General features: G+C 60.8%; 21 protein-coding genes. 9 read left to right on the top strand and 12 right to left on the bottom strand.

Features of this window, described 5'->3' with window-relative positions:
* Nucleotides 1-3 precede the first annotated feature (3 nt).
* The 4 genes from PSH96_RS22425 to PSH96_RS22410 all read right to left on the bottom strand — a co-directional run bounded on the left by PSH96_RS22425 (nucleotide 4) and on the right by PSH96_RS22410 (nucleotide 3,302).
* Nucleotides 4-741 carry an NAD(P)-dependent oxidoreductase gene (locus PSH96_RS22425; protein WP_305455131.1) on the bottom strand — a complete coding sequence of 246 codons (738 nt, stop codon included), beginning with the start codon at nucleotides 739-741 and terminating at the stop codon, nucleotides 4-6.
* Between the two features lie 15 nt (nucleotides 742-756).
* Nucleotides 757-1,389, bottom strand: coding sequence for a glutathione S-transferase family protein (locus tag PSH96_RS22420; protein WP_305455128.1), 633 nt, complete (start codon nucleotides 1,387-1,389; stop codon nucleotides 757-759).
* Between the two features lie 189 nt (nucleotides 1,390-1,578).
* Nucleotides 1,579-1,812 (bottom strand): DUF6124 family protein, encoded by a 234-nt coding sequence (locus PSH96_RS22415; RefSeq protein ID WP_305455126.1) that lies wholly within the window; start codon nucleotides 1,810-1,812, stop codon nucleotides 1,579-1,581.
* Nucleotides 1,813-2,270: 458 nt separating this feature from the next.
* Complete coding sequence (locus PSH96_RS22410) at nucleotides 2,271-3,302, bottom strand: LacI family DNA-binding transcriptional regulator (RefSeq protein WP_178076247.1); 1,032 nt, start codon at nucleotides 3,300-3,302, stop codon at nucleotides 2,271-2,273.
* 211 nt (nucleotides 3,303-3,513) lie between these two features.
* Here PSH96_RS22410 and PSH96_RS22405 point away from each other — a divergent pair, with 211 nt between their 5' ends.
* Together PSH96_RS22405 and PSH96_RS22400 are read left to right on the top strand one after the other, a co-directional pair.
* Entirely contained in the window at nucleotides 3,514-4,047 is a 534-nt protein-coding gene (locus tag PSH96_RS22405) for a gluconokinase (RefSeq protein WP_017139216.1), read from the top strand.
* An 84-nt stretch (nucleotides 4,048-4,131) separates the two neighbouring features.
* Complete coding sequence (locus PSH96_RS22400) at nucleotides 4,132-5,484, top strand: GntP family permease (protein ID WP_058421449.1); 1,353 nt, start codon at nucleotides 4,132-4,134, stop codon at nucleotides 5,482-5,484.
* 163 nt (nucleotides 5,485-5,647) lie between these two features.
* Here PSH96_RS22400 and alaC read toward each other — a convergent pair whose 3' ends face one another.
* On the bottom strand, nucleotides 5,648-6,859 hold the full coding sequence (alaC, locus tag PSH96_RS22395; protein WP_305455122.1) for an alanine transaminase: 1,212 nt from the start codon (nucleotides 6,857-6,859) through the stop codon (nucleotides 5,648-5,650).
* A gap of 195 nt (nucleotides 6,860-7,054) precedes the next feature.
* Between alaC and PSH96_RS22390 the strand changes: the two genes are divergently transcribed.
* A complete protein-coding gene (locus PSH96_RS22390; RefSeq protein WP_305455121.1) occupies nucleotides 7,055-7,537 on the top strand; it encodes a GyrI-like domain-containing protein in 483 nt (160 codons plus the stop codon).
* Nucleotides 7,538-7,580: 43 nt separating this feature from the next.
* Here PSH96_RS22390 and PSH96_RS22385 read toward each other — a convergent pair whose 3' ends face one another.
* The 3 genes from PSH96_RS22385 to PSH96_RS22375 all read right to left on the bottom strand — a co-directional run bounded on the left by PSH96_RS22385 (nucleotide 7,581) and on the right by PSH96_RS22375 (nucleotide 9,028).
* Nucleotides 7,581-8,186, bottom strand: a complete 606-nt coding sequence (locus PSH96_RS22385; protein ID WP_305455120.1) for a pyridoxamine 5'-phosphate oxidase family protein — start codon at nucleotides 8,184-8,186, stop codon at nucleotides 7,581-7,583.
* Nucleotides 8,187-8,213: 27 nt separating this feature from the next.
* Nucleotides 8,214-8,468 carry a helix-turn-helix domain-containing protein gene (locus tag PSH96_RS22380; protein WP_305455117.1) on the bottom strand — a complete coding sequence of 85 codons (255 nt, stop codon included), beginning with the start codon at nucleotides 8,466-8,468 and terminating at the stop codon, nucleotides 8,214-8,216.
* A gap of 68 nt (nucleotides 8,469-8,536) precedes the next feature.
* The gene (locus tag PSH96_RS22375; protein WP_305455114.1) at nucleotides 8,537-9,028 is read right to left on the bottom strand and encodes an N-acetyltransferase; all 492 of its coding nucleotides are present in this window, start codon (nucleotides 9,026-9,028) and stop codon (nucleotides 8,537-8,539) included.
* A 146-nt stretch (nucleotides 9,029-9,174) separates the two neighbouring features.
* Here PSH96_RS22375 and PSH96_RS22370 point away from each other — a divergent pair, with 146 nt between their 5' ends.
* From PSH96_RS22370 to PSH96_RS22355, 4 genes are read left to right on the top strand one after another with little or no spacing between them, the layout of a single operon-like run.
* On the top strand, nucleotides 9,175-9,594 hold the full coding sequence (locus PSH96_RS22370) for a nuclear transport factor 2 family protein (RefSeq protein WP_305455112.1): 420 nt from the start codon (nucleotides 9,175-9,177) through the stop codon (nucleotides 9,592-9,594).
* A 42-nt stretch (nucleotides 9,595-9,636) separates the two neighbouring features.
* Nucleotides 9,637-9,981, top strand: a complete 345-nt coding sequence (locus PSH96_RS22365) for a YciI family protein (RefSeq protein WP_305455110.1) — start codon at nucleotides 9,637-9,639, stop codon at nucleotides 9,979-9,981.
* A 31-nt stretch (nucleotides 9,982-10,012) separates the two neighbouring features.
* Nucleotides 10,013-10,489: an SRPBCC family protein gene (locus PSH96_RS22360; RefSeq protein WP_305455108.1), complete on the top strand. Its 477-nt coding sequence runs from the start codon at nucleotides 10,013-10,015 to the stop codon at nucleotides 10,487-10,489.
* The gene (locus PSH96_RS22355) at nucleotides 10,486-11,709 is read left to right on the top strand and encodes an RNA polymerase sigma factor (protein WP_305455105.1); all 1,224 of its coding nucleotides are present in this window, start codon (nucleotides 10,486-10,488) and stop codon (nucleotides 11,707-11,709) included. Before PSH96_RS22360 ends, PSH96_RS22355 begins: the two co-directional genes overlap by 4 nt.
* 123 nt (nucleotides 11,710-11,832) lie before the next feature.
* Here the strand turns inward: PSH96_RS22355 and PSH96_RS22350 are convergent, their stop codons facing one another.
* Nucleotides 11,833-12,687, bottom strand: coding sequence for a LysR family transcriptional regulator (locus tag PSH96_RS22350; protein ID WP_305455103.1), 855 nt, complete (start codon nucleotides 12,685-12,687; stop codon nucleotides 11,833-11,835).
* Nucleotides 12,688-12,775: 88 nt separating this feature from the next.
* Here PSH96_RS22350 and PSH96_RS22345 point away from each other — a divergent pair, with 88 nt between their 5' ends.
* The gene (locus PSH96_RS22345) at nucleotides 12,776-13,216 is read left to right on the top strand and encodes a multidrug/biocide efflux PACE transporter (protein ID WP_200434539.1); all 441 of its coding nucleotides are present in this window, start codon (nucleotides 12,776-12,778) and stop codon (nucleotides 13,214-13,216) included.
* Here PSH96_RS22345 and PSH96_RS22340 read toward each other — a convergent pair.
* Entirely contained in the window at nucleotides 13,203-14,108 is a 906-nt protein-coding gene (locus PSH96_RS22340) for a LysR family transcriptional regulator (protein WP_305455098.1), read from the bottom strand. The two genes, PSH96_RS22345 and PSH96_RS22340, sit on opposite strands and share 14 nt — an antisense overlap.
* Nucleotides 14,109-14,158: 50 nt before the next feature.
* Nucleotides 14,159-14,917, bottom strand: coding sequence for an SDR family NAD(P)-dependent oxidoreductase (locus PSH96_RS22335; RefSeq protein ID WP_305455096.1), 759 nt, complete (start codon nucleotides 14,915-14,917; stop codon nucleotides 14,159-14,161).
* A gap of 106 nt (nucleotides 14,918-15,023) precedes the next feature.
* On the opposite strand from PSH96_RS22335, the gene PSH96_RS22330 reads away from it, so the two are divergent.
* Nucleotides 15,024-15,920, top strand: coding sequence for a LysR family transcriptional regulator (locus tag PSH96_RS22330; protein WP_305455094.1), 897 nt, complete (start codon nucleotides 15,024-15,026; stop codon nucleotides 15,918-15,920).
* On the opposite strand, the gene PSH96_RS22325 is transcribed toward PSH96_RS22330, so the two are convergent.
* Nucleotides 15,917-16,834, bottom strand: coding sequence for a LysR family transcriptional regulator (locus PSH96_RS22325; RefSeq protein WP_138814152.1), 918 nt, complete (start codon nucleotides 16,832-16,834; stop codon nucleotides 15,917-15,919). The two genes, PSH96_RS22330 and PSH96_RS22325, sit on opposite strands and share 4 nt — an antisense overlap.
* Between the last annotated feature and the right edge of the window lie 28 nt (nucleotides 16,835-16,862).

Below are 16,862 nucleotides of genomic sequence, written 5' to 3'. Positions count from 1 at the left end.
AACTCAATAAGTAATCGGGATTTCAAATGCTTGGAATGCATCGTCGACCGGATGGTAACCCAACACTCGCGTGGTTTCGTCGAGGTCCAGGCGCTTGAAACGGTTATTGGAAATGCCATGGGCGATCAGGTGTTTCACGCCTTCTGCTTCCACCGAGCGTTGCAGCAATTGCACCGCGTCCCGTGGGCTGAGCCAGGCGCTGAGGTCGCGGGCGTTGTTGAGGTCGTGGGTTTCGGGGAATTCAAAGGCGCCGATGCGCAGGGCAATGGTCGACAGCGGCGTCTTGGCCGCGTAGTAGCCGCACAGCGCCTCGCCGTAGCATTTGCTCACGCCGTACAGGTTGGCGGGCATCACCTGCATGCCCGGCGTGATTTGCCGGTCCACCGGGTAGCCTTCGATGGTTTGTGCGCTGCTGGCGAACACCAAACGTTTCACGCCGGCGGCTACGGCGGCTTCGAACAGGTAAGTGGTGGCGAGGATATTGTTCGGCAGCACCTCGTCGAATGACGCGCTGGCGTTGGGGATGCCCGACAGGTGCACCACTACATCGATGCCGTCGAGCAGCGCGGCCAGGCTGGCTTTGTCACTCAGGTCGGCGTGGACGAAACGGTGCTCGCCCAGGTCAAACGCCGGCGCGATGCGGTCAGTGAGGGTGAAGCGGTAGCGGTCTTTCGAGGCTTCGAAAAACGTCTTGCCGATTCTGCCGCAGGCGCCGGTAAGCAGTACGTTGAGTCCGTTCACGGTGGAGTCCTTGTTTTAGTTATGGCCGTCGAGGGCGAAGGTCTTGAAGCCCTGGCGTTGGCTCAGGCGTTGGTAATACGCCGCGATGGCAGGGTAGGGCGGGCGCTGCATGGGCGTGTTCTGCCAGCGGTGCACCGAGAGGCCGATAAGAATATCGGCAAGGGTGAATTCATCTCCGGCCACATAGGCGCCGGTTTTAGCCAGCTGTTGTTCCAGCAGGCCCATCTTGTCATTCCACACCTGCACGGCGGCGGCAATCTGCGCCGCGTCGAGGTTGTCGGGGTTGTTGCGCACCAGCGCGGTGAAGGCATCGCCCCAGGCGCGGTTGAGTTCCACGGCTTGCCAGTCCACCCATTGCTCGACTCGCGCACGTGGCGCGGGTTCGGCGGGTAGCAGGTCGGTGCGTTGGTACAGGCCGATCAGGTAGCGGCAGATGGTGTTGGATTCCCACAACACGCCGTGGTCGTCGATCAGCACAGGTACTTGGGCGTTGGGGTTCAAGGCCAGGAATTCGGGTGACTGGGTGGGCTTGAAGCCGATGCCCCAGTCTTCGCGCACGTAGTCGATGCCCAGTTCCTGGCAGGTCCAGAGCACTTTGCGCACGTTGATGGAGGACGTGCGGCCGAGGATTTTCAGTGAGTGTCCCATGGTGCTTCCCTGACGATGGCGAGTGGTCAATCTAGCAGGGGCAGGACTTTACGGCGATATCTTAAGTGGGCACGGACAACATGTGGGAGCTGGCTTGCCTGCGATAGCGGTGTGTCAGCTACAAATGGGCTAACTGACCCTCTGCCATCGCAGGCAAGCCAGCTCCCACATGTTTAACCGAGTAAGGCTTTAGGCTCGGAGTGTTTGCTGGTCCATGGCTTTGCCTACCATCAGCACTGATAACTCGCTCAGTTGATGAATGGCGAGTGCCACGTCGCGGTGTTTGCCGCTGAGGTCATTGGACAGGTCGAGCAACAAGGTGCTGACGGAACACACGGTTTCGTAGCTGTTGATCAGTAGGGATTCGATGGGTGTGTCGGGTGTGAGAGTGAAGAGCGTAGTTGGGGGATTGACGCTTTGCATGGTTGAAGTACCTGGTTTGTGCCAACACCCGCATCGCTACTAAACAAGTTGGGTGGCAGCTGTGCGCAGGTTAGTAGACCGGTAATCCCACACAAACCCGGCGCGCCCGAAGGCGCCCTACGCACAGCCGCCATAATTGGCTTGTGCATATTGTGTTGGGAAGTTCGGGCTACTAAACCCGATCGCCGAGAAATTCAGCGACCGACCCACCTTAGTTTCCACCCACCCAAACGCACAAGCCGGCGGATTCTGACGTAAGCGTAGGCAACCGGGCAAGGCGCTTACGGCAATGTCAGCCGCGTCCTACAGGCGTCCCACATCTCAAGCGAGCACGGAAAAAAATGTGGGAGCTGGCTTGCCTGCGATAGCGGTGTGTCAGGCAATGATGTGCCGACAGGTCTACCGCCATCGCAGGCAAGCCAGCTCCCACAGGTTGATTGTGTTTGGGCTTTGAAAGGTCAGGTGCTCTCGCGCACCTGCAAGGCAAACCCCATGTCCACCACCGGCTTGGCAATCTTGTTGCCCGCCATGATCGTCAACAAATGCTCCGCCGAGCGCCGCCCGATCGCTTCCCGTGGCGTGCTGATGCTGCTCAAACGCGGCACCATAAAAGACGATGCCGGCAAATCGTTAAAGCCCAGCACCGCCACGCGCTCCGGCACGTTGATGCCGTGGCGCATGGCCTCCAGCAGCGCGCCCTGGGCCAGGTCGTCGTTACCGAAGAAAATCGCATCCACATCCGGATGCGCCGCCAGCAGCTGCAAAAACAATTCGCCACCCAAGCCCACGGAGGAGGGACGCGGCGTCAGCAGTTCCAGCGCCGGGTCGTACATACCCGCCTGCTGCAGGGCGCGGCGGAACCCTTCACCACGCAGCAACGTGCGTTGGTCCAGCTGCGCGCCGATATACGCCAGGCGCTTGCGCCCACGGGAGAGCAAATGCGCTGCCGCCGTTTCGCCTGCGCTCAATTGCGAAAAACCCACGCAATTCACGCCCGCGTTCGGGTCCAGATCCATCATGTACACACAGGGCACATTACTGGCCTCGACCATCCGCCGTGCGCTTTCGGTGCGGTCAAACCCGGTCAGCAGCAAACCGCGTGGCTGGTAAGCCATATAGTTGCGCAGCAGGTTTTCTTCTTCATCACGCGAATAGTGCGAGTTGCCGATCAGCACTTCAAAGCCCTTGGGCCGCAGCACTGCGTGGATGGCTTCGAGGGTTTCGATAAACAACAGGTTGGACAGCGACGGCACGATCACCACCACCGAATGGCTTTGCGCCGAGGCCAGGGCGCGGGCGGCGGGGTTGACGACGTAGTTGAGTTCGGCGGCGGCCCGTTGCACTTTTTCCACCAACTCGGTAGCAACCGTGCTCACCCCACGCAGTGCGCGGGAGGCGGTAATGGGGCTGACGCCCGCCAGGCGTGCCACTTCATTGAGGGTCGGGCGACCGGTGGTGCGTAATTTTTTATCGTTCTTGGAGGTCATCAGGCTGTTGCCAAACAAAAATCGAGGCACTAAGGTAGCGCTGTCTCCAAACAGCTGCAAATACTTGAACGTTGGGTTGCCTGATCCTGTTCAAACGGTTGGAGAGGATGCACGCGTCACTCCATAAAAATGACAAGTCGGCGCGGGAAAAGCCTGTTTTTGCACTAGCCTTACAGCGTGCAAAGGTAGCGCTATCTGCGTCCTGAGGTGTTTCATGAGTCAACCTGTTACCGCCCTGGTCATCATGGGTGTTTCCGGCTGTGGCAAGTCCAGCGTCAGCGAAGCCCTGTGCCGCCTGAACGGCGCCACCGCCATTGAAGGCGACAGCTTTCACCCTGCCGCCAACATCGAAAAGATGAGCGCCGGCCACCCCCTCAACGACGACGACCGCGCCGGCTGGCTCGACATCCTCTGCGATGAACTGCGCCGCTCGCTCAAAGCCGGCGAGCATCCGGTGCTCACCTGTTCAGCGCTTAAAAAGAAATACCGCGACCACCTGCGCGAAGCCGCACCGGGCCTGGGCTTTGTGTTCCTGGAGCTGACCCGCGCCGTGGCCGCCGACCGCGTGTCCCATCGCCCCGGCCATTTCATGCCGGCAAGCCTCATAGACAGCCAGTTCGCCACCCTTGAATCGCCCGTGGGCGAGCCGCTGACCCTGGCGCTCAACGCCAGCGAAGACAGCGTCGAGGACTTGGCCGAGCAAACCAATGCCTGGTGGCTGCAACACGGCTTTGAACCTACTCATTAATTTTTTGCCGGAAAAGGTAGCGCTACCCCCGGCGAAAGATTCAACACCGGCTTTAATAACAACAACAAACAGGAGAACCCCCCCATGTTTGGCATGTCCCACGAGTCCTACCTGCTGCTAGACGCAGTGGTCACAATCATCGGGTTGATCGTTCTGATCACCCAGTTCAAGGTGCACCCGTTCATTGCACTGATCATCGCGGCCGGCTTCCTCGGCCTGACCTCGGGCATGCCCGTGGACAAGATCATCAAGGCGTTCCAGGACGGTTTTGGCGGCGTGCTCGGTTTTGTCGGCATCATCCTCGCGCTGGGCACGATGCTCGGCAAGATGATGGCCGAATCCGGCGGTGCCGATCAGATCGCGCAGACGCTGATCCGCGCCTTCGGCAAAGAGAAAGTCCAGTGGGCCATGATGTTCGCCGCGTTTCTGGTGGGCATCCCGCTGTTCTTCGAGATCGGCTTTGTACTGCTGATTCCGCTGGTGTTTATCGTCGCGCGCCGTACCGGCGTATCGCTGATCAAGATCGGCATCCCGCTGCTCGCCGGCCTGTCGGCGGTACACGGCCTGGTGCCACCGCACCCTGGCCCGCTGCTGGCCATCGGCGTGTTTGGTGCCGATATTGGCAAGACCATCCTGTACGGCCTGATCGTCGCACTGCCGACCGCGATCATTGCCGGTCCGATCTTCGGTACGTTTATCGCCAAGTACATTCCGGGTAACCCGTCCCAGGAACTGGTCGACCAACTGGCCCGTGAGCCGGAATCCAAAAGCCTGCCGAGCTTCAGCATTACGCTGATCACCGTGCTGCTGCCGGTCTTCCTGATGCTGCTCAAAACCTTCGCCGACGTCGCGCTGCCGGACGGCCACGCCATCCGCAACTGGATGGACATGATCGGTCACCCGATCACCGCGTTGCTGCTGGCATTGCTGCTGTCGCTGTACACCTTTGGCCATCGCCAGGGCATTCATTCCAAGCAAATCCTTAAGCTGCTCGACGCCAGCCTTGCGCCGACCGCCGCGATCATCCTGATCATCGGCGCCGGTGGTGGTTTCAAGCAGATGCTGGTGACCAGCGGCGTGGGTGACGTGATCGGCCATATGGCGGTGAACGCGCAGATCAACCCGATTCTGCTGGCGTGGCTGGTGGCGGCGGTGATTCGTGTGGCCACAGGCTCTGCGACGGTCGCGACCATTACCGGCGCAGGCATTGTGGTGCCGGTGGTCGGGATGATTCCAGGGGTTAACCGTGAACTGCTGGTGTTGGCGACAGGGGCGGGTTCGTTGGTGTTGTCTCACGTCAACGATGCGGGGTTCTGGCTGGTGAAGCAGTACTTCAATATGACCGTGGTCGAGACGTTCAAGACCTGGACGGCGATGGAGACCATTCTGTCGGTGGTGGCGTTGATCTTTATCATGTTGCTGTCGTTGGTGGTGTAAGCCGCGCACCGCAAAATCAGGGGTGAAAACCCCATCCAAATGTGGGAGCGGGCTTGCTCGCGAATGCGGAGTATCAGTCAATTAAGATGTCGACTGATACTCCGCATTCGCGAGCAAGCCCGCTCCCACATTTTTGACCGCATTTTAATAGTTGGATTGGAGGTCAGGCTTTGCTGACCAACCCATCTGCGCGGAACATCCCGCGAATACCACGCACCGCCTGCCGAATCCGGTCCTGGTTCTCGATCAGCGCAAAGCGCACATGATCATCCCCATACTCACCAAAGCCAATCCCCGGCGACACACACACCTTGGCTTCCAGCAGCAGCTTCTTGGCAAATTCCAGCGAACCCATGGCGGCATACTGCTCAGGGATCTTGGCCCAGACGTACATCGACGCCTTCGGATTCTCGACCATCCAACCCAGCTCATGCAGGCCTTTGACCAGCACGTTACGACGCTGGCGATACTGTTCGGCAATGTCTTTCACGCACTGCTGATCGCCTTCCAGCGCGGCAATCGCCGCCACTTGCAGCGGGGTGAAGGTGCCGTAGTCGTGGTAACTCTTGATCCGCGCCAGGGCGTTGACCAGTTCCGGGTTGCCGACCATAAAACCAATGCGCCAGCCGGCCATGTTGTAGCTCTTGGACAGGGTGAAAAATTCCACCGCAATGTCCTTGGCGCCGGGTACTTGCATGATCGAGGGGGCTTTCCAGCCGTCGTAGACGATGTCGGCGTAGGCCAGGTCGTGCACCACCAGTACGTCGTACTGTTTGGCCAGGGCGATCACGCGCTCGAAGAAGTCCAGTTCCACGCACTGCGCGGTGGGGTTGGACGGGAAGCCGAGGATCATCATCTTCGGCTTGGGGATCGAGCCACGAATCGCCCGTTCCAGCTCGTCGAAGAAATCCACGCCCGGCACCAGCGGCACCGAACGCACCTGGGCGCCGGCAATCACGGCACCGTAGATGTGAATCGGGTAGCTCGGGTTGGGCACCAGCACGGTATCGCCCTGGTCCAGAGTGGCCAGCATCAAATGCGCCAGGCCTTCCTTGGAACCGATGGTTACGATGGCTTCCGTTTCCGGGTCGATATCCACTTCGTAGCGGTCTTTGTACCAGCGCGAAATCGCCCGACGCAGCCGCGGAATGCCTTTGGAAGTGGAGTAACCGTGGGTGTCTTCACGCTGGGCGACGGTGACCATTTTTTCCACAATGTGTGGAGGCGTGGCGCCGTCAGGGTTACCCATGCTCAAGTCGATGATGTCTTCGCCGCGCCGACGCGCAGCCATCTTCAGCTCGGCAGTGATATTAAAAACGTAAGGGGGGAGTCGATCTATGCGCGCAAAGCGGCGCGGCGAACCTTGGTCTGCCATTGTTGCCTCGAGGTACGTAAGCGCCCGGAACCGTCCGAGCGACGTCGGCCACTGCGGTGGCCTGCGGGGCAGACAATACGGTCGATGATGGCCAGTTGTCCAGATGCGTAGGAAAAATTTCTACTTGGAGTGAAGCGTGGATATGCCCCTATACTCGATGCGGGTTTGTTCCCTCATAAGAAGGAGACTGTTCGTATGGATCAGCAGACAAAACAACCGTTAGCGCCACGCATGGAAGCCGGTAAAGCCTTGGTAATCGCTGGGGTGCAAGGGCGTTATTCGAAGGCCACAGTGGGTGATATCCCAAAGCTGTGGGAATTGTTCGACACCTGCATCAAAGACATCAAACAACGTATTGGGGGCGTGACCTATGGCGTTTGCCATAATCCCAAGGATGGCGAATTCGACTACATGGCCGGGGTTGAAGTCCCGACTAAAAGCGACGTGCCGAGCAACTTCGAGTTCATCGAAATTGCGCCGCTCAACTATGCTGTGTTCCCGCATTACGGGCCGGTGCAGGCACTTGAGCAAACCTACGAGCGCATCATGTTCGAGTGGTTGCCGCACTCGGGCTACAAGGTGATGGGCGCGGATTTCGAACGCTACAGCGCCGATTTCGACGCGCGCAAGGGCACGGGGACGGTGGAGATCTGGCTGCCGGTTGGCGAAAAGGGCTGACGGCGGTACTGGCGGCGCCGACAAGACGGCGCCGCCAGAAGTATCAATACAGCGTATTTTTGACCCGCTCCGGCATCTCTCGGTCATAGGCCTCGGCATCAAACTGCCCCGCATTGAGCCGCTTGTGAAACGCCCCGGCCGACGGCAGTGCCGAGCGGTCCAGGTGCTTCTCGGGGTTCCAGCAATCCGAGCGCACAAAGGCTTTGGAGCAGTGGAAAAACGCCGACTCCACCTGCACCAGAATCACCGAACGCGCCGGTTTGCCATTTACCGCAAAACTCTCCAGCAGCTCGGGCTCGATGGAAATCTGCGCGCGGCCATTCACGCGCAACGTCTCGCCAATGCCCGGGATGATGAACAGCAAGGCAATGCGTGGGTCTTGCAGCAGATTGCGCAACGTATCGACCCGGTTATTGCCCGGCCGATCCGGGATCGCCAGAGTGCGCTCATCCACAATCCGCACAAACCCCGGCACATCACCGCGCGGCGAGCCGTCAATGCCGTCCGGCCCGGCTGAACTCACCACCACCAGGGGCGACGCCCGCACCATGGCCTGGTAATCCTCGTTGAGGAAAGCGATCTCCTTGCGCACCGCCCGTTCGTGGGGCAGGCCGTAGAGGGTTTCGAGTTGTTCGAGGGTTGTCAGCATGGATCACCTTTGCGAAAGGCACAGAGCCTAATCTTTGAAAATATCTGGGAGTTCATCAAGCGTTGGAAGGCGCGCTGCTACCAGTTCCATTTCGCTGCTCAGGGCTCCTATCACGCGTGTGTAGGCGCCCATTGATACGGACATACTGCCTTGCTCGATCTCGATGAGTTTTTGGCGTGTTACGCCCGCTAATGTGGCCAAATCTGATTGTTTGTAGCCTTTGCTGAGGCGCTTCGCCCGAATTTGCTTGGCGAGTCTTTGCGTGATGAGCGAAGCATCCATGTCGCGTTACCATTACATTATCTTTGGGATGTCATGTTTGTGTTACATCGGATGGGTGTCAACACCCATTAGGTAAATACCAAGCTCAACCTACGCTCATACCCAACCCGCCCCTTATACGCCTCCCCGCTGTCCACCCACCCAGCCGCCAGATACAACCCCATCGCCGCCACATTGTCCGTGTCCACCGACAACTCCAGCGCCTTGATCTGCGGCCACGCCTGCAATGCCACGGCCGGTAATCCCTGCAAACACGCTTTGCCAAACCCGCGCCCTTGCTGATGCCGGTCCACCTGCAACGCATGCAGCGTGGCGCTGTGTTCATCGGCCCAATGGGGCAGGCAGGGCGGGCGTTTGAGCAGCAGGAAGGCCACGGGCGTTTCGTCGGCCAGCAGGGCAAAGCCTTTGATTGCGCCGGGCGTGGGGTTGACCAGCAGGCTGTTGAGCGCGCAGTAGATATCGCCGGAATAGGCCAGTTGCTCGGGGTGCACTTGCAGGGTGTCGAGCTGCTGTTTTTGCACAAGGCTCAGCGTCTCATAGGCGACGAGGCGGGTTTCCATCGGGGGCGCATCCGAAATCCTACAAAGAGGTGGGATTCTAGCGGGTTTGCCGCAGGCGAAATTATTTTTCAGCGGCCTGTCGATTTGCGCTGAGGCCGTTCGACTAAGGGTGTCCTTTGTGATTTCCAACCCCCAGGAGTATCGCCATGAGCACCGCAATCAACACCCTGATCGAGCAATGGAAACAAGCCGTACTTGATCGTGATATCGACAAAATTGTCAGCTATTACGCCGACGATATCCTCTCGTTCGACGCCGTCACCGCACTGCAATTCAAAGGTAAAGCCGCCTACCGCGCCCATTGGGATGAATGCATGAAGCACTGCCCCGGCCCGGGCATTTTCGAGTTTCATGAGCTGCATATCGTCGAAGCACCCGACAGCGCGTTCGCCCACTGGCTGGCCCACTGCGGTGGCGCCGGGCCGGATGGCGTGGTGAAGGCGTGCTGGATGCGCGTGACCGCCGGTTACCAGCGCATCAACGGGCAGTGGAAGGTGGTGCATGAGCACTGGTCGGCGCCGTTCGACATGGAAAGCGGCACGGCACTGTTCGACCTGAAACCTTGACCGCCACGAACTATAGTCAGTAGTCCGAAAACGGAGAGCGCCATGAAATACCTCTGCCTGATCTACAGCAACGAAGAGGTGTTGCACACCTCGCCCGACAGCCCGGCGGACCCGGAGTGTTTTGCCTACGCCGAGGCCGTCCAGGCCAGCGGTCGGATGCTCGCCGCCGAGCCGCTGGAGTCGGTGAGCACCGCCACCACGGTGCGCATGCGCAATGGCAAGCTGTCGATCACCGACGGGCCGTTTGCCGAAACCAAGGAGCAGCTCGCCGGGTTTTACCTGATCGAGGCCAAGGACCTGAACGAAGCGCTCCAGGTCGCTGGCGGCATACCGGCGGCGCGGGTCGGCAGTGTGGAGGTGCGCCCGGTGCGTCAATTGAATCTCTGAACACAACAACCACAAGAAAGGAGGTTTACCCATGAATACCCAACCCGCTGAATTTGAACTGTCCATCAGCCGTCTGATCGACGCACCGCCAAGCAAGGTGTTTCGCGCCTGGACCACGCCCGAGCTGTTGCAGCAATGGTGGGGGCCACACGGCATGACCACGCCGGAGTGCGAAATGCACCTGTGGGTCGGTGGCCTGTTTCGCACCCTGATGCGCGCGCCGGATGGCGCCGAGTACCCGACCTCTGGCGTGTTCCTGGAAATCGAGGCGCCGAGCCGGCTGGTGTTTACCGATGCCTATGCACCGGGCTGGGTCCCGTCGGGCAAGCCGTTCATGACTGCCGAAGTGACCTTCGAAGCCGTCGACGGCAAAACCCGCTACACCGCCCGCGCCAGGCATTGGAGCGAAGCCGACAAACAGGCCCACGAAGCCATGGGTTTTCATGACGGCTGGGGCCAGAGCCTCGACCGCCTGGTGACGCTGGTGACCCAGGGCATGCCGGATTGACCCCGCAGGTCGAGGCGATTTACCGCAGCGAATCACGCCGCGTACTGGCGACGTTGATTCGCTTGCTGGGTGATTTCGACTTGGCTGAAGAGGCGCTGCACGAGGCGTTTTTAATTGCCATGCAGCGCTGGCCGCAAGACGGTGTGCCGGACAATTCCCGCGCCTGGCTGGTCTCCACCGGCCGCTTCAAAGCCATCGACCGCCTGCGCCGCCAGGCACGTTTCACCCCGTTATTACAGGAACAGGCCGACACGCTGGAAGCGGCTGACTGGAGTGAGGAAGACGTGGAAGACGACCGCCTGCGCCTGATCTTCACCTGCTGCCACCCGGCGCTGGCACCCGACGCCCAGGCGGCGCTGACCTTGCGTGAAATCTGCGACCTCACCACCGAAGAAATCGCCCGCGCCTTTCTGGCCACACCCACCACCATCGCCCAGCGCATCGTGCGCGCCAAGGGCAAGATCCGCGAAGCAAAAATCCCCTACCAGGTGCCAACCCTGGACGCGTTGCCCGAGCGTCTGGACAGCGTATTGCGCGTGGTCTACCTGGTGTTCAACGAGGGCTATTCGGCGTCCATGGGCGCTGACCTCACCCGCGAAGACCTGACCCGCGAAGCCATTCGTTTGGGGCGCCTGCTGCTGGAGTTGCTGCCAGAGCCGGAAGTCATGGGCCTGCTGGCGCTGATGCTGCTGCACGAGTCGCGCCGAGCAACGCGCACCTCCGCCGACGGTGAGTTGGTGTTATTGCATGAACAGAACCGCGCAGTGTGGGACGCGTCCTTGATTGCTGAGGGCTGCGCACTGGTGGAGCAGGCATTGAACACACGGCGTTTTGGCCCGTATTGCCTGCAAGCGGCGATTGCGGCGGTGCATGCTGAAGCGCCCGAGGCTGAGGGCACGGACTGGCTGCAAATTGTCGGGCTTTACGATGTGTTGCTGCGCGAAGTGCCGTCGCCGGTGATCGAGTTGAACCGGGCTGTGGCGGTGGCGATGGGGCAGGGGCCGTTGGCAGGGTTGCAGCTGGTAGAGGGCATTTTGCAGCGCGGGGAGTTGCTGGATTACCACCTGGCGCACTCGGCGCGTGGGGAGTTTTGCCGGCAGTTGGGGCGGGTGGAAGAGGCGCGGGAAGCCTACGAAAAAGCCCTCTCACTCACTCAACAAACTCCTGAGAAACGCTTCCTCGAACGCCGCCTGACCGAACTCAAATCTCCCATCCAATGAAAAGCAAAACTGTGGGAGCTGGCTTGCCTGCGATAGCGGTGTGTCAGTCGCCAAATTCTAGACTGGCTCACTGCCATCGCAGGCAAGCCAGCTCCCACCTGGAACCTCAGTGTCCGGACAGAATCACTCCAGCATCTTGCCCAGCAACCAACTCCCCGCCGGCCCCGGTGGATGGTGCCTTGACCACAGCGCATCCACCGCGACCGAGCGCGGCCAGCTGCGGGCCTTGAGTTCGACCAACTGGTCGCCGCCAAAACGCTCCACCAACCAGCGCGGAATCGGTGCCCAGCCAAACCCCAGCTGCGCCATCTCCATCAGCATCAAGTAACTGGGCGCCGACCATACCCGCCCGCTGGGGCGGGTTTCGGTCGGGTTGATGATGCTGGCCAGGCGCAATTCACGGTGTTGCTGCAAGGTCTGCGCGGGGATGTTCTTCAGCTTGGCCAACGGATGCGTAGGCGCCGCGAACAGGGCAATTTCGGTACGTTCTTCGACCGGCGCGCCGGTCAGGTCGGGCGGGTAAGTGTCTTGTTTTTCGATAAACGCAATCTGCGCCCGGCCGCTTTGCACCAGGGCGATCAGGTCTTCGCATTCGGCGATCAGGCATTCCAGCTCAAGGTCCGGGTGGCGCTGCTCAAAGGCCTTGAGGGCGACCTCAAACCGGTCGGACTGGTAAGTATCGGACATGGCGATGGTCAGCTTGGGTTCCAAACCCTGTGACAACTGGCTCGCCGCCAACTCCAGGCGGCTGCTGGCCTCCAGCACCTGCTCGGCGCGCAGCAACAATACATGCCCAGCGGGCGTGAGCGTCGGCTTGCGGCTGCTGCGGTCAAACAGCACCACATCCAGGTCAATCTCCAGGCTCGCCACGGCCGCGCTGACGGTGGACTGGCTTTTACCCAGCTTGCGCGCCGCCGCCGAAAACGAGCCTTGAGTAGCCGCCTGCACAAACGCCTGCAGCACTTCATTGGAGGCCATGACTATCGCCTTTATCGATGGTTATTGGTTATGAAGTATCGAGTCAAAGGGTAATCATGGCAACCATCGTCACTCAAGGAGCCGGGTCATGAACCCTACCAAGTCGATTACTGAACGTGTGTGCCAGGCCATTGGTTTTGAAGGGCTGGCCTTATTGATCTGTACACCGCTGCTGGTCTGGATCACCGGCCGGCCGGCCCTGGAAATGGGCGCGGTAACCCTGGGCATCAGCCTGTTGGCGCTGAGCTGGAACGTCATCTTCAACAGCCTGTTCGACCGCCTCAAAGCCCGCCTGCAATGGACCGACGGCGGCTGGACCCGCGTTGTGCATGCGCTGTTGTTCGAAGGCGGCCTGATCATCCTGGCGGTGCCATTGATTGCCGCGTTGATGAAAATCAGCCTGCTGGAAGCCTTCATCCTCGACATCGGCGTGCTGTTGTTCTTCCTGCCGTACACCTATGTGTACCACTGGGGTTATGACGTGCTGCGGGAAAAATTCGTACAGCCCCGTGTGCCTAGCCAAGCTTGAGCGAGGCGACAAACTCCAGAAATGCCCGCACCTTGGCGGCGGGCAAGTGCCGCGACGGGTAATAGGCGTACAACGGGAAACGCTCGTCCGGCCAGTCGGGAAACAGCTCCACCAGGCTGCCGGCCTTGATCGCTGACGCCAGGCCGAGGTCGAGCATCTGCGCCACGGCATGCCCGTGTTCACACACGCTGTATAAGGTACTGGCGTCATTGACCACCAAGCGACCGTTGGTGCGCACCATTACTTGCTCGCCGGGCCGGTGGAATTCCCAGGCAAACGGGCGACCGGTTTGCGAGTCGCGAAAATCCAGGCACATGTGCCCGGTTTCCAGGTCTTGCGGGATCGTGGGTCGGCCGTATTGCTCAAGGTAGGCAGGGGAGGCCACGGTGAGCACGCGCACTTCCATCAGCTTGCGTGCGATCAACGAAGAGGACTGTGGGATGCCGAAGCGAATGGCCAAGTCAAAACCGTCGGCCACCAGGTCACCGAGTTGGTCGCGGGTGTGCAGGTCAAGTTGCAGTTGCGGGTATTGGCGCATGAAGTCGCCGAGTACCGGGCCAAGGACCAGCCGCGAAAAATACGGGTCGATGTTGACCCGCAAACGCCCACGCACGGTGAGGGCGCTGTCGGCCGCCGAATCGGCGGCCTCCTCCAGCCCGGCCAACAGCGGGGCGATTTCCTGGTAGAAACGTCGCCCCTCGTCGGTCAATTGCACCGAGCGGGTGGTGCGGTCGAACAGGCGAATGCCGAGGCGCTTTTCCAGGCGGGAAATCGCCCGGCTGACCCCCGAAGGCGTCATCTCCAGGCTGTTGGCGGCGCGGGCAAAGCTGCCGCTGTCGACCACGGCGGCCAATACGCCCATACCGCCGGCCAAGCCTGGATCAAAACTCATCGGTGATTGCCCGTCAGTGATCTGAAGGCATTGATGCTAGCGCAGAATGCTTACAGAAACATGCCGCCCGAGGCTTCAATGCGTTGGCCGGTGATCCAGTTGCTGCCATCGGCCAGCAGGCTCGAAATCGCACCGCCAATATCGTCCGGCAAACCGGCACGGCCCAGGGCAGTGTTGTCGGCCACCATCGCATTCAGCTGTGGGTTATCGCGCACTGCGCCGCCGCTGAAATCGGTGGCAATCGCGCCGGGTGCCAGGGTGTTGACGGTGATGCCACGCGGGCCGAGTTCTTTGGCCTGATAACGCGACAGCACTTCCACGGCGCCTTTCATCGACGCATAGGCGGCGTAACCCGGCAGGCTGAACCGCGCCAGGCCGCTGGAGATGTTGATGATGCGCCCGCCATCGCTGATCAGCGGCAGCAGTTTCTGGGTGAGGAAAAACGGCGCCTTGAAGTGAATGGCCACCAGCTTGTCGAACTGCTCTTCGGTGGTTTCGGCAAAGCTTGCGTGAGCGCCGATGCCCGCGTTGTTGATCAGGAAATTGAAATGTTGCTGGGCGAAAACGTCCTTGAGCACCGCAGCGATTTGCCCGACAAAAGCCTCGAAGCTGCCGCTCTGGCTGACGTCCAGTTGCAGCATGGCGGCGCGGCCGCCCAGCGCTTCAACCTGCGCCACCACTGCTTGGGCCTCGGTGGCGGCGCTGTGGTAGGTGCCGATGATATCCACGCCTTGGGCGGCGAGGTGCAAAGCGGCGCTTTTGCCAAGGCCACGGCTGGCGCCGGTGATCAGTGCGATTTTACGAGTCATGCGGTAGTCCTCAGGGGTGATCAGTGGGACTGAGTGTATTTGTCCGCCCATAACGTGATAAACAGGCTGGTATCGGAATCACTGGCCGGATAAAGCGAACAATCCCATGAACAAACTTGAGCTGCTGCGCACCTTTGTGCGCGTTACCGAGCTGTCGAGTTTCACCCAGGCTGGCGAGAGCCTGGGCCTGCCGCGCTCCACCGTGTCCGAGCATGTGCAGGCGCTGGAAGCGTTGCTGGGCGCGCGCCTGTTGCAGCGCACCACGCGCACCGTGCAAGCCACCCAGGACGGCCGCGTGCTGTATGAGCGCAGCAAGGATTTGCTCGCGCACATGGAAGAGCTCGAAGGCCTGTTTCGCCAAGACGAAGCGCAATTGGCCGGGCGTATTCGGGTGGACATGCCCAATGCCATGGCGCGCGGCCTGGTGATGCCGCAGCTCCCTTCGTTTATGGCGCGCCACCCGCTGGTGGAGATGGAAATCAGCAGTTCGGATCGTCAGGTGGACGTGATTGCCGAAGGCTTTGATTGCGTGGTGCGCGTGGGCGCGCAGCCCGACCAAAGTGTGGTTGCACGCAAGGTCTGCAGCATGCCGATGGTCAACTGCGTAAGCCCTGCGTACCTGCAACGCTATGGCGTGCCCGCAACCCTTGCCGACCTCGCGCAACATCAACTGGTGCATTACGTGCGCCCGCTCGGTGCGCGCTCGGCCGGGTTCGAATACCTGCAGGGCAACAAGGTGCTGCGCGTGGCCATGGCCGGGCGCGTGACCGTCAGCAGCACCGATGCCTATCAGGCGGCGTGTCTCGGCGGTTTGGGGATTATCCAGGTGCCGCTGCTCGGCGTTCGCGATTTATTGGCCAGTGGCGAGTTGGTTTCGGTGTTGCCGGACCACCTCGCGCCGCCCTTGGACGTCTCCATGCTCTACGCCGGCCAGCGGCATTTGCCGTTGCGGGTGCGGGTGTTCATGGAGTGGCTGGCGGCGACCTTGCAGGCCCATATTTAACGCCGCGCCGACAACTGCTGCGGCGCCAGGAAGGCGTCGTGGAAGTAATCGCGGAACGCCTGCATCGCCGGGGTAAATGCGCGCTCGCGGTGCCAGGCCAGGCCGACGCTCATGGGCGTGACCGGGTCGGTGACGGTCAGGGTTTCGATACGCTTGCCTTCCAGCGACCACGGCCGGTGCACCAGGTCCGACAAAATCGCCACGCCGCTGCCATTGGCGACCATGCTGCGCACCGCCTCCACCGAACTGGTGCGCAGCCGCACGTTGGGCGTTTGCCCGGCTTGTTCCCAGTAGCGCATGGCACTGTGCTCGGCTTCGTCGACGGTCAGCAGGATGTAAGGCTCTTGCGCCACATCCGCCAGGCTCACGGCACCGCGCTCGCACAACGGGTGATGGCTGGGCAGCCACAGTCGGCGTTCGGAGTTGAACAGGATTTCCGAGATGATATCCGGGTGGGTGAGGTTGGCGGTGAGCACCACGGCCATGTCGAACTGGCCGTCGAGCAGGCCGTGTTCGATGGCCTGGCGTTCCTGCTCGAAGACGTCGATGGTCACGTCCGGGTGCCAGTGTTGCATGCGTTGCAAGTGATGCGGCAGGAAGTAACCGAGCACCGTGTAGCTGGCCGCTACGCGCAATACGCCGCTGGCACGGTAGTCGGGCAGGGGGCTGTTGAGGGCGTCATCCACGCTGCGCACGATCACATAGGCGCGGTTGAGAAAGTGCCGCCCGGCGTCAGTGAGGTTCATGCCCTGGGCCGAACGCACGAACAACTGCACGCCGAGCATCGCTTCCAGCTCCTTGATGGCGGTGGTCACCGCCGACTGGGAGATATTCAGGTGAATGGCCGCCTGGGAAATCTGGCCGATTTCGGCAGTGGCGACGAAGTAGCGGACTTGGCGCAAGGTCAGGGACATGGCTTTATCTGATTTTCAGAAGATGGGC

This window comes from Pseudomonas sp. FP2338, assembly GCF_030687515.1.
Classification (GTDB): domain Bacteria; phylum Pseudomonadota; class Gammaproteobacteria; order Pseudomonadales; family Pseudomonadaceae; genus Aquipseudomonas; species Aquipseudomonas salomonii.
Note: the sequence above shows the minus strand (reverse complement) of the source record. Positions and strands in the feature narration are given on the sequence as shown.

Coding starts and splice junctions, on each gene's coding strand:
- PSH96_RS22420 (WP_305455128.1), bottom strand. CDS start 1,389: ATGGGACACTCACTGAAAATCCTCGGCCGCACGTCCTCCATCAACGTG.
- PSH96_RS22415 (WP_305455126.1), bottom strand. CDS start 1,812: ATGCAAAGCGTCAATCCCCCAACTACGCTCTTCACTCTCACACCCGAC.
- PSH96_RS22405 (WP_017139216.1), top strand. CDS start 3,514: ATGAGTCAACCTGTTACCGCCCTGGTCATCATGGGTGTTTCCGGCTGT.
- PSH96_RS22400 (WP_058421449.1), top strand. CDS start 4,132: ATGTTTGGCATGTCCCACGAGTCCTACCTGCTGCTAGACGCAGTGGTC.
- alaC (WP_305455122.1), bottom strand. CDS start 6,859: ATGGCAGACCAAGGTTCGCCGCGCCGCTTTGCGCGCATAGATCGACTC.
- PSH96_RS22390 (WP_305455121.1), top strand. CDS start 7,055: ATGGATCAGCAGACAAAACAACCGTTAGCGCCACGCATGGAAGCCGGT.
- PSH96_RS22385 (WP_305455120.1), bottom strand. CDS start 8,186: ATGCTGACAACCCTCGAACAACTCGAAACCCTCTACGGCCTGCCCCAC.
- PSH96_RS22380 (WP_305455117.1), bottom strand. CDS start 8,468: ATGGATGCTTCGCTCATCACGCAAAGACTCGCCAAGCAAATTCGGGCG.
- PSH96_RS22375 (WP_305455114.1), bottom strand. CDS start 9,028: ATGGAAACCCGCCTCGTCGCCTATGAGACGCTGAGCCTTGTGCAAAAA.
- PSH96_RS22370 (WP_305455112.1), top strand. CDS start 9,175: ATGAGCACCGCAATCAACACCCTGATCGAGCAATGGAAACAAGCCGTA.
- PSH96_RS22365 (WP_305455110.1), top strand. CDS start 9,637: ATGAAATACCTCTGCCTGATCTACAGCAACGAAGAGGTGTTGCACACC.
- PSH96_RS22360 (WP_305455108.1), top strand. CDS start 10,013: ATGAATACCCAACCCGCTGAATTTGAACTGTCCATCAGCCGTCTGATC.
- PSH96_RS22350 (WP_305455103.1), bottom strand. CDS start 12,687: ATGGCCTCCAATGAAGTGCTGCAGGCGTTTGTGCAGGCGGCTACTCAA.
- PSH96_RS22345 (WP_200434539.1), top strand. CDS start 12,776: ATGAACCCTACCAAGTCGATTACTGAACGTGTGTGCCAGGCCATTGGT.
- PSH96_RS22340 (WP_305455098.1), bottom strand. CDS start 14,108: ATGAGTTTTGATCCAGGCTTGGCCGGCGGTATGGGCGTATTGGCCGCC.
- PSH96_RS22335 (WP_305455096.1), bottom strand. CDS start 14,917: ATGACTCGTAAAATCGCACTGATCACCGGCGCCAGCCGTGGCCTTGGC.
- PSH96_RS22330 (WP_305455094.1), top strand. CDS start 15,024: ATGAACAAACTTGAGCTGCTGCGCACCTTTGTGCGCGTTACCGAGCTG.
- PSH96_RS22325 (WP_138814152.1), bottom strand. CDS start 16,834: ATGTCCCTGACCTTGCGCCAAGTCCGCTACTTCGTCGCCACTGCCGAA.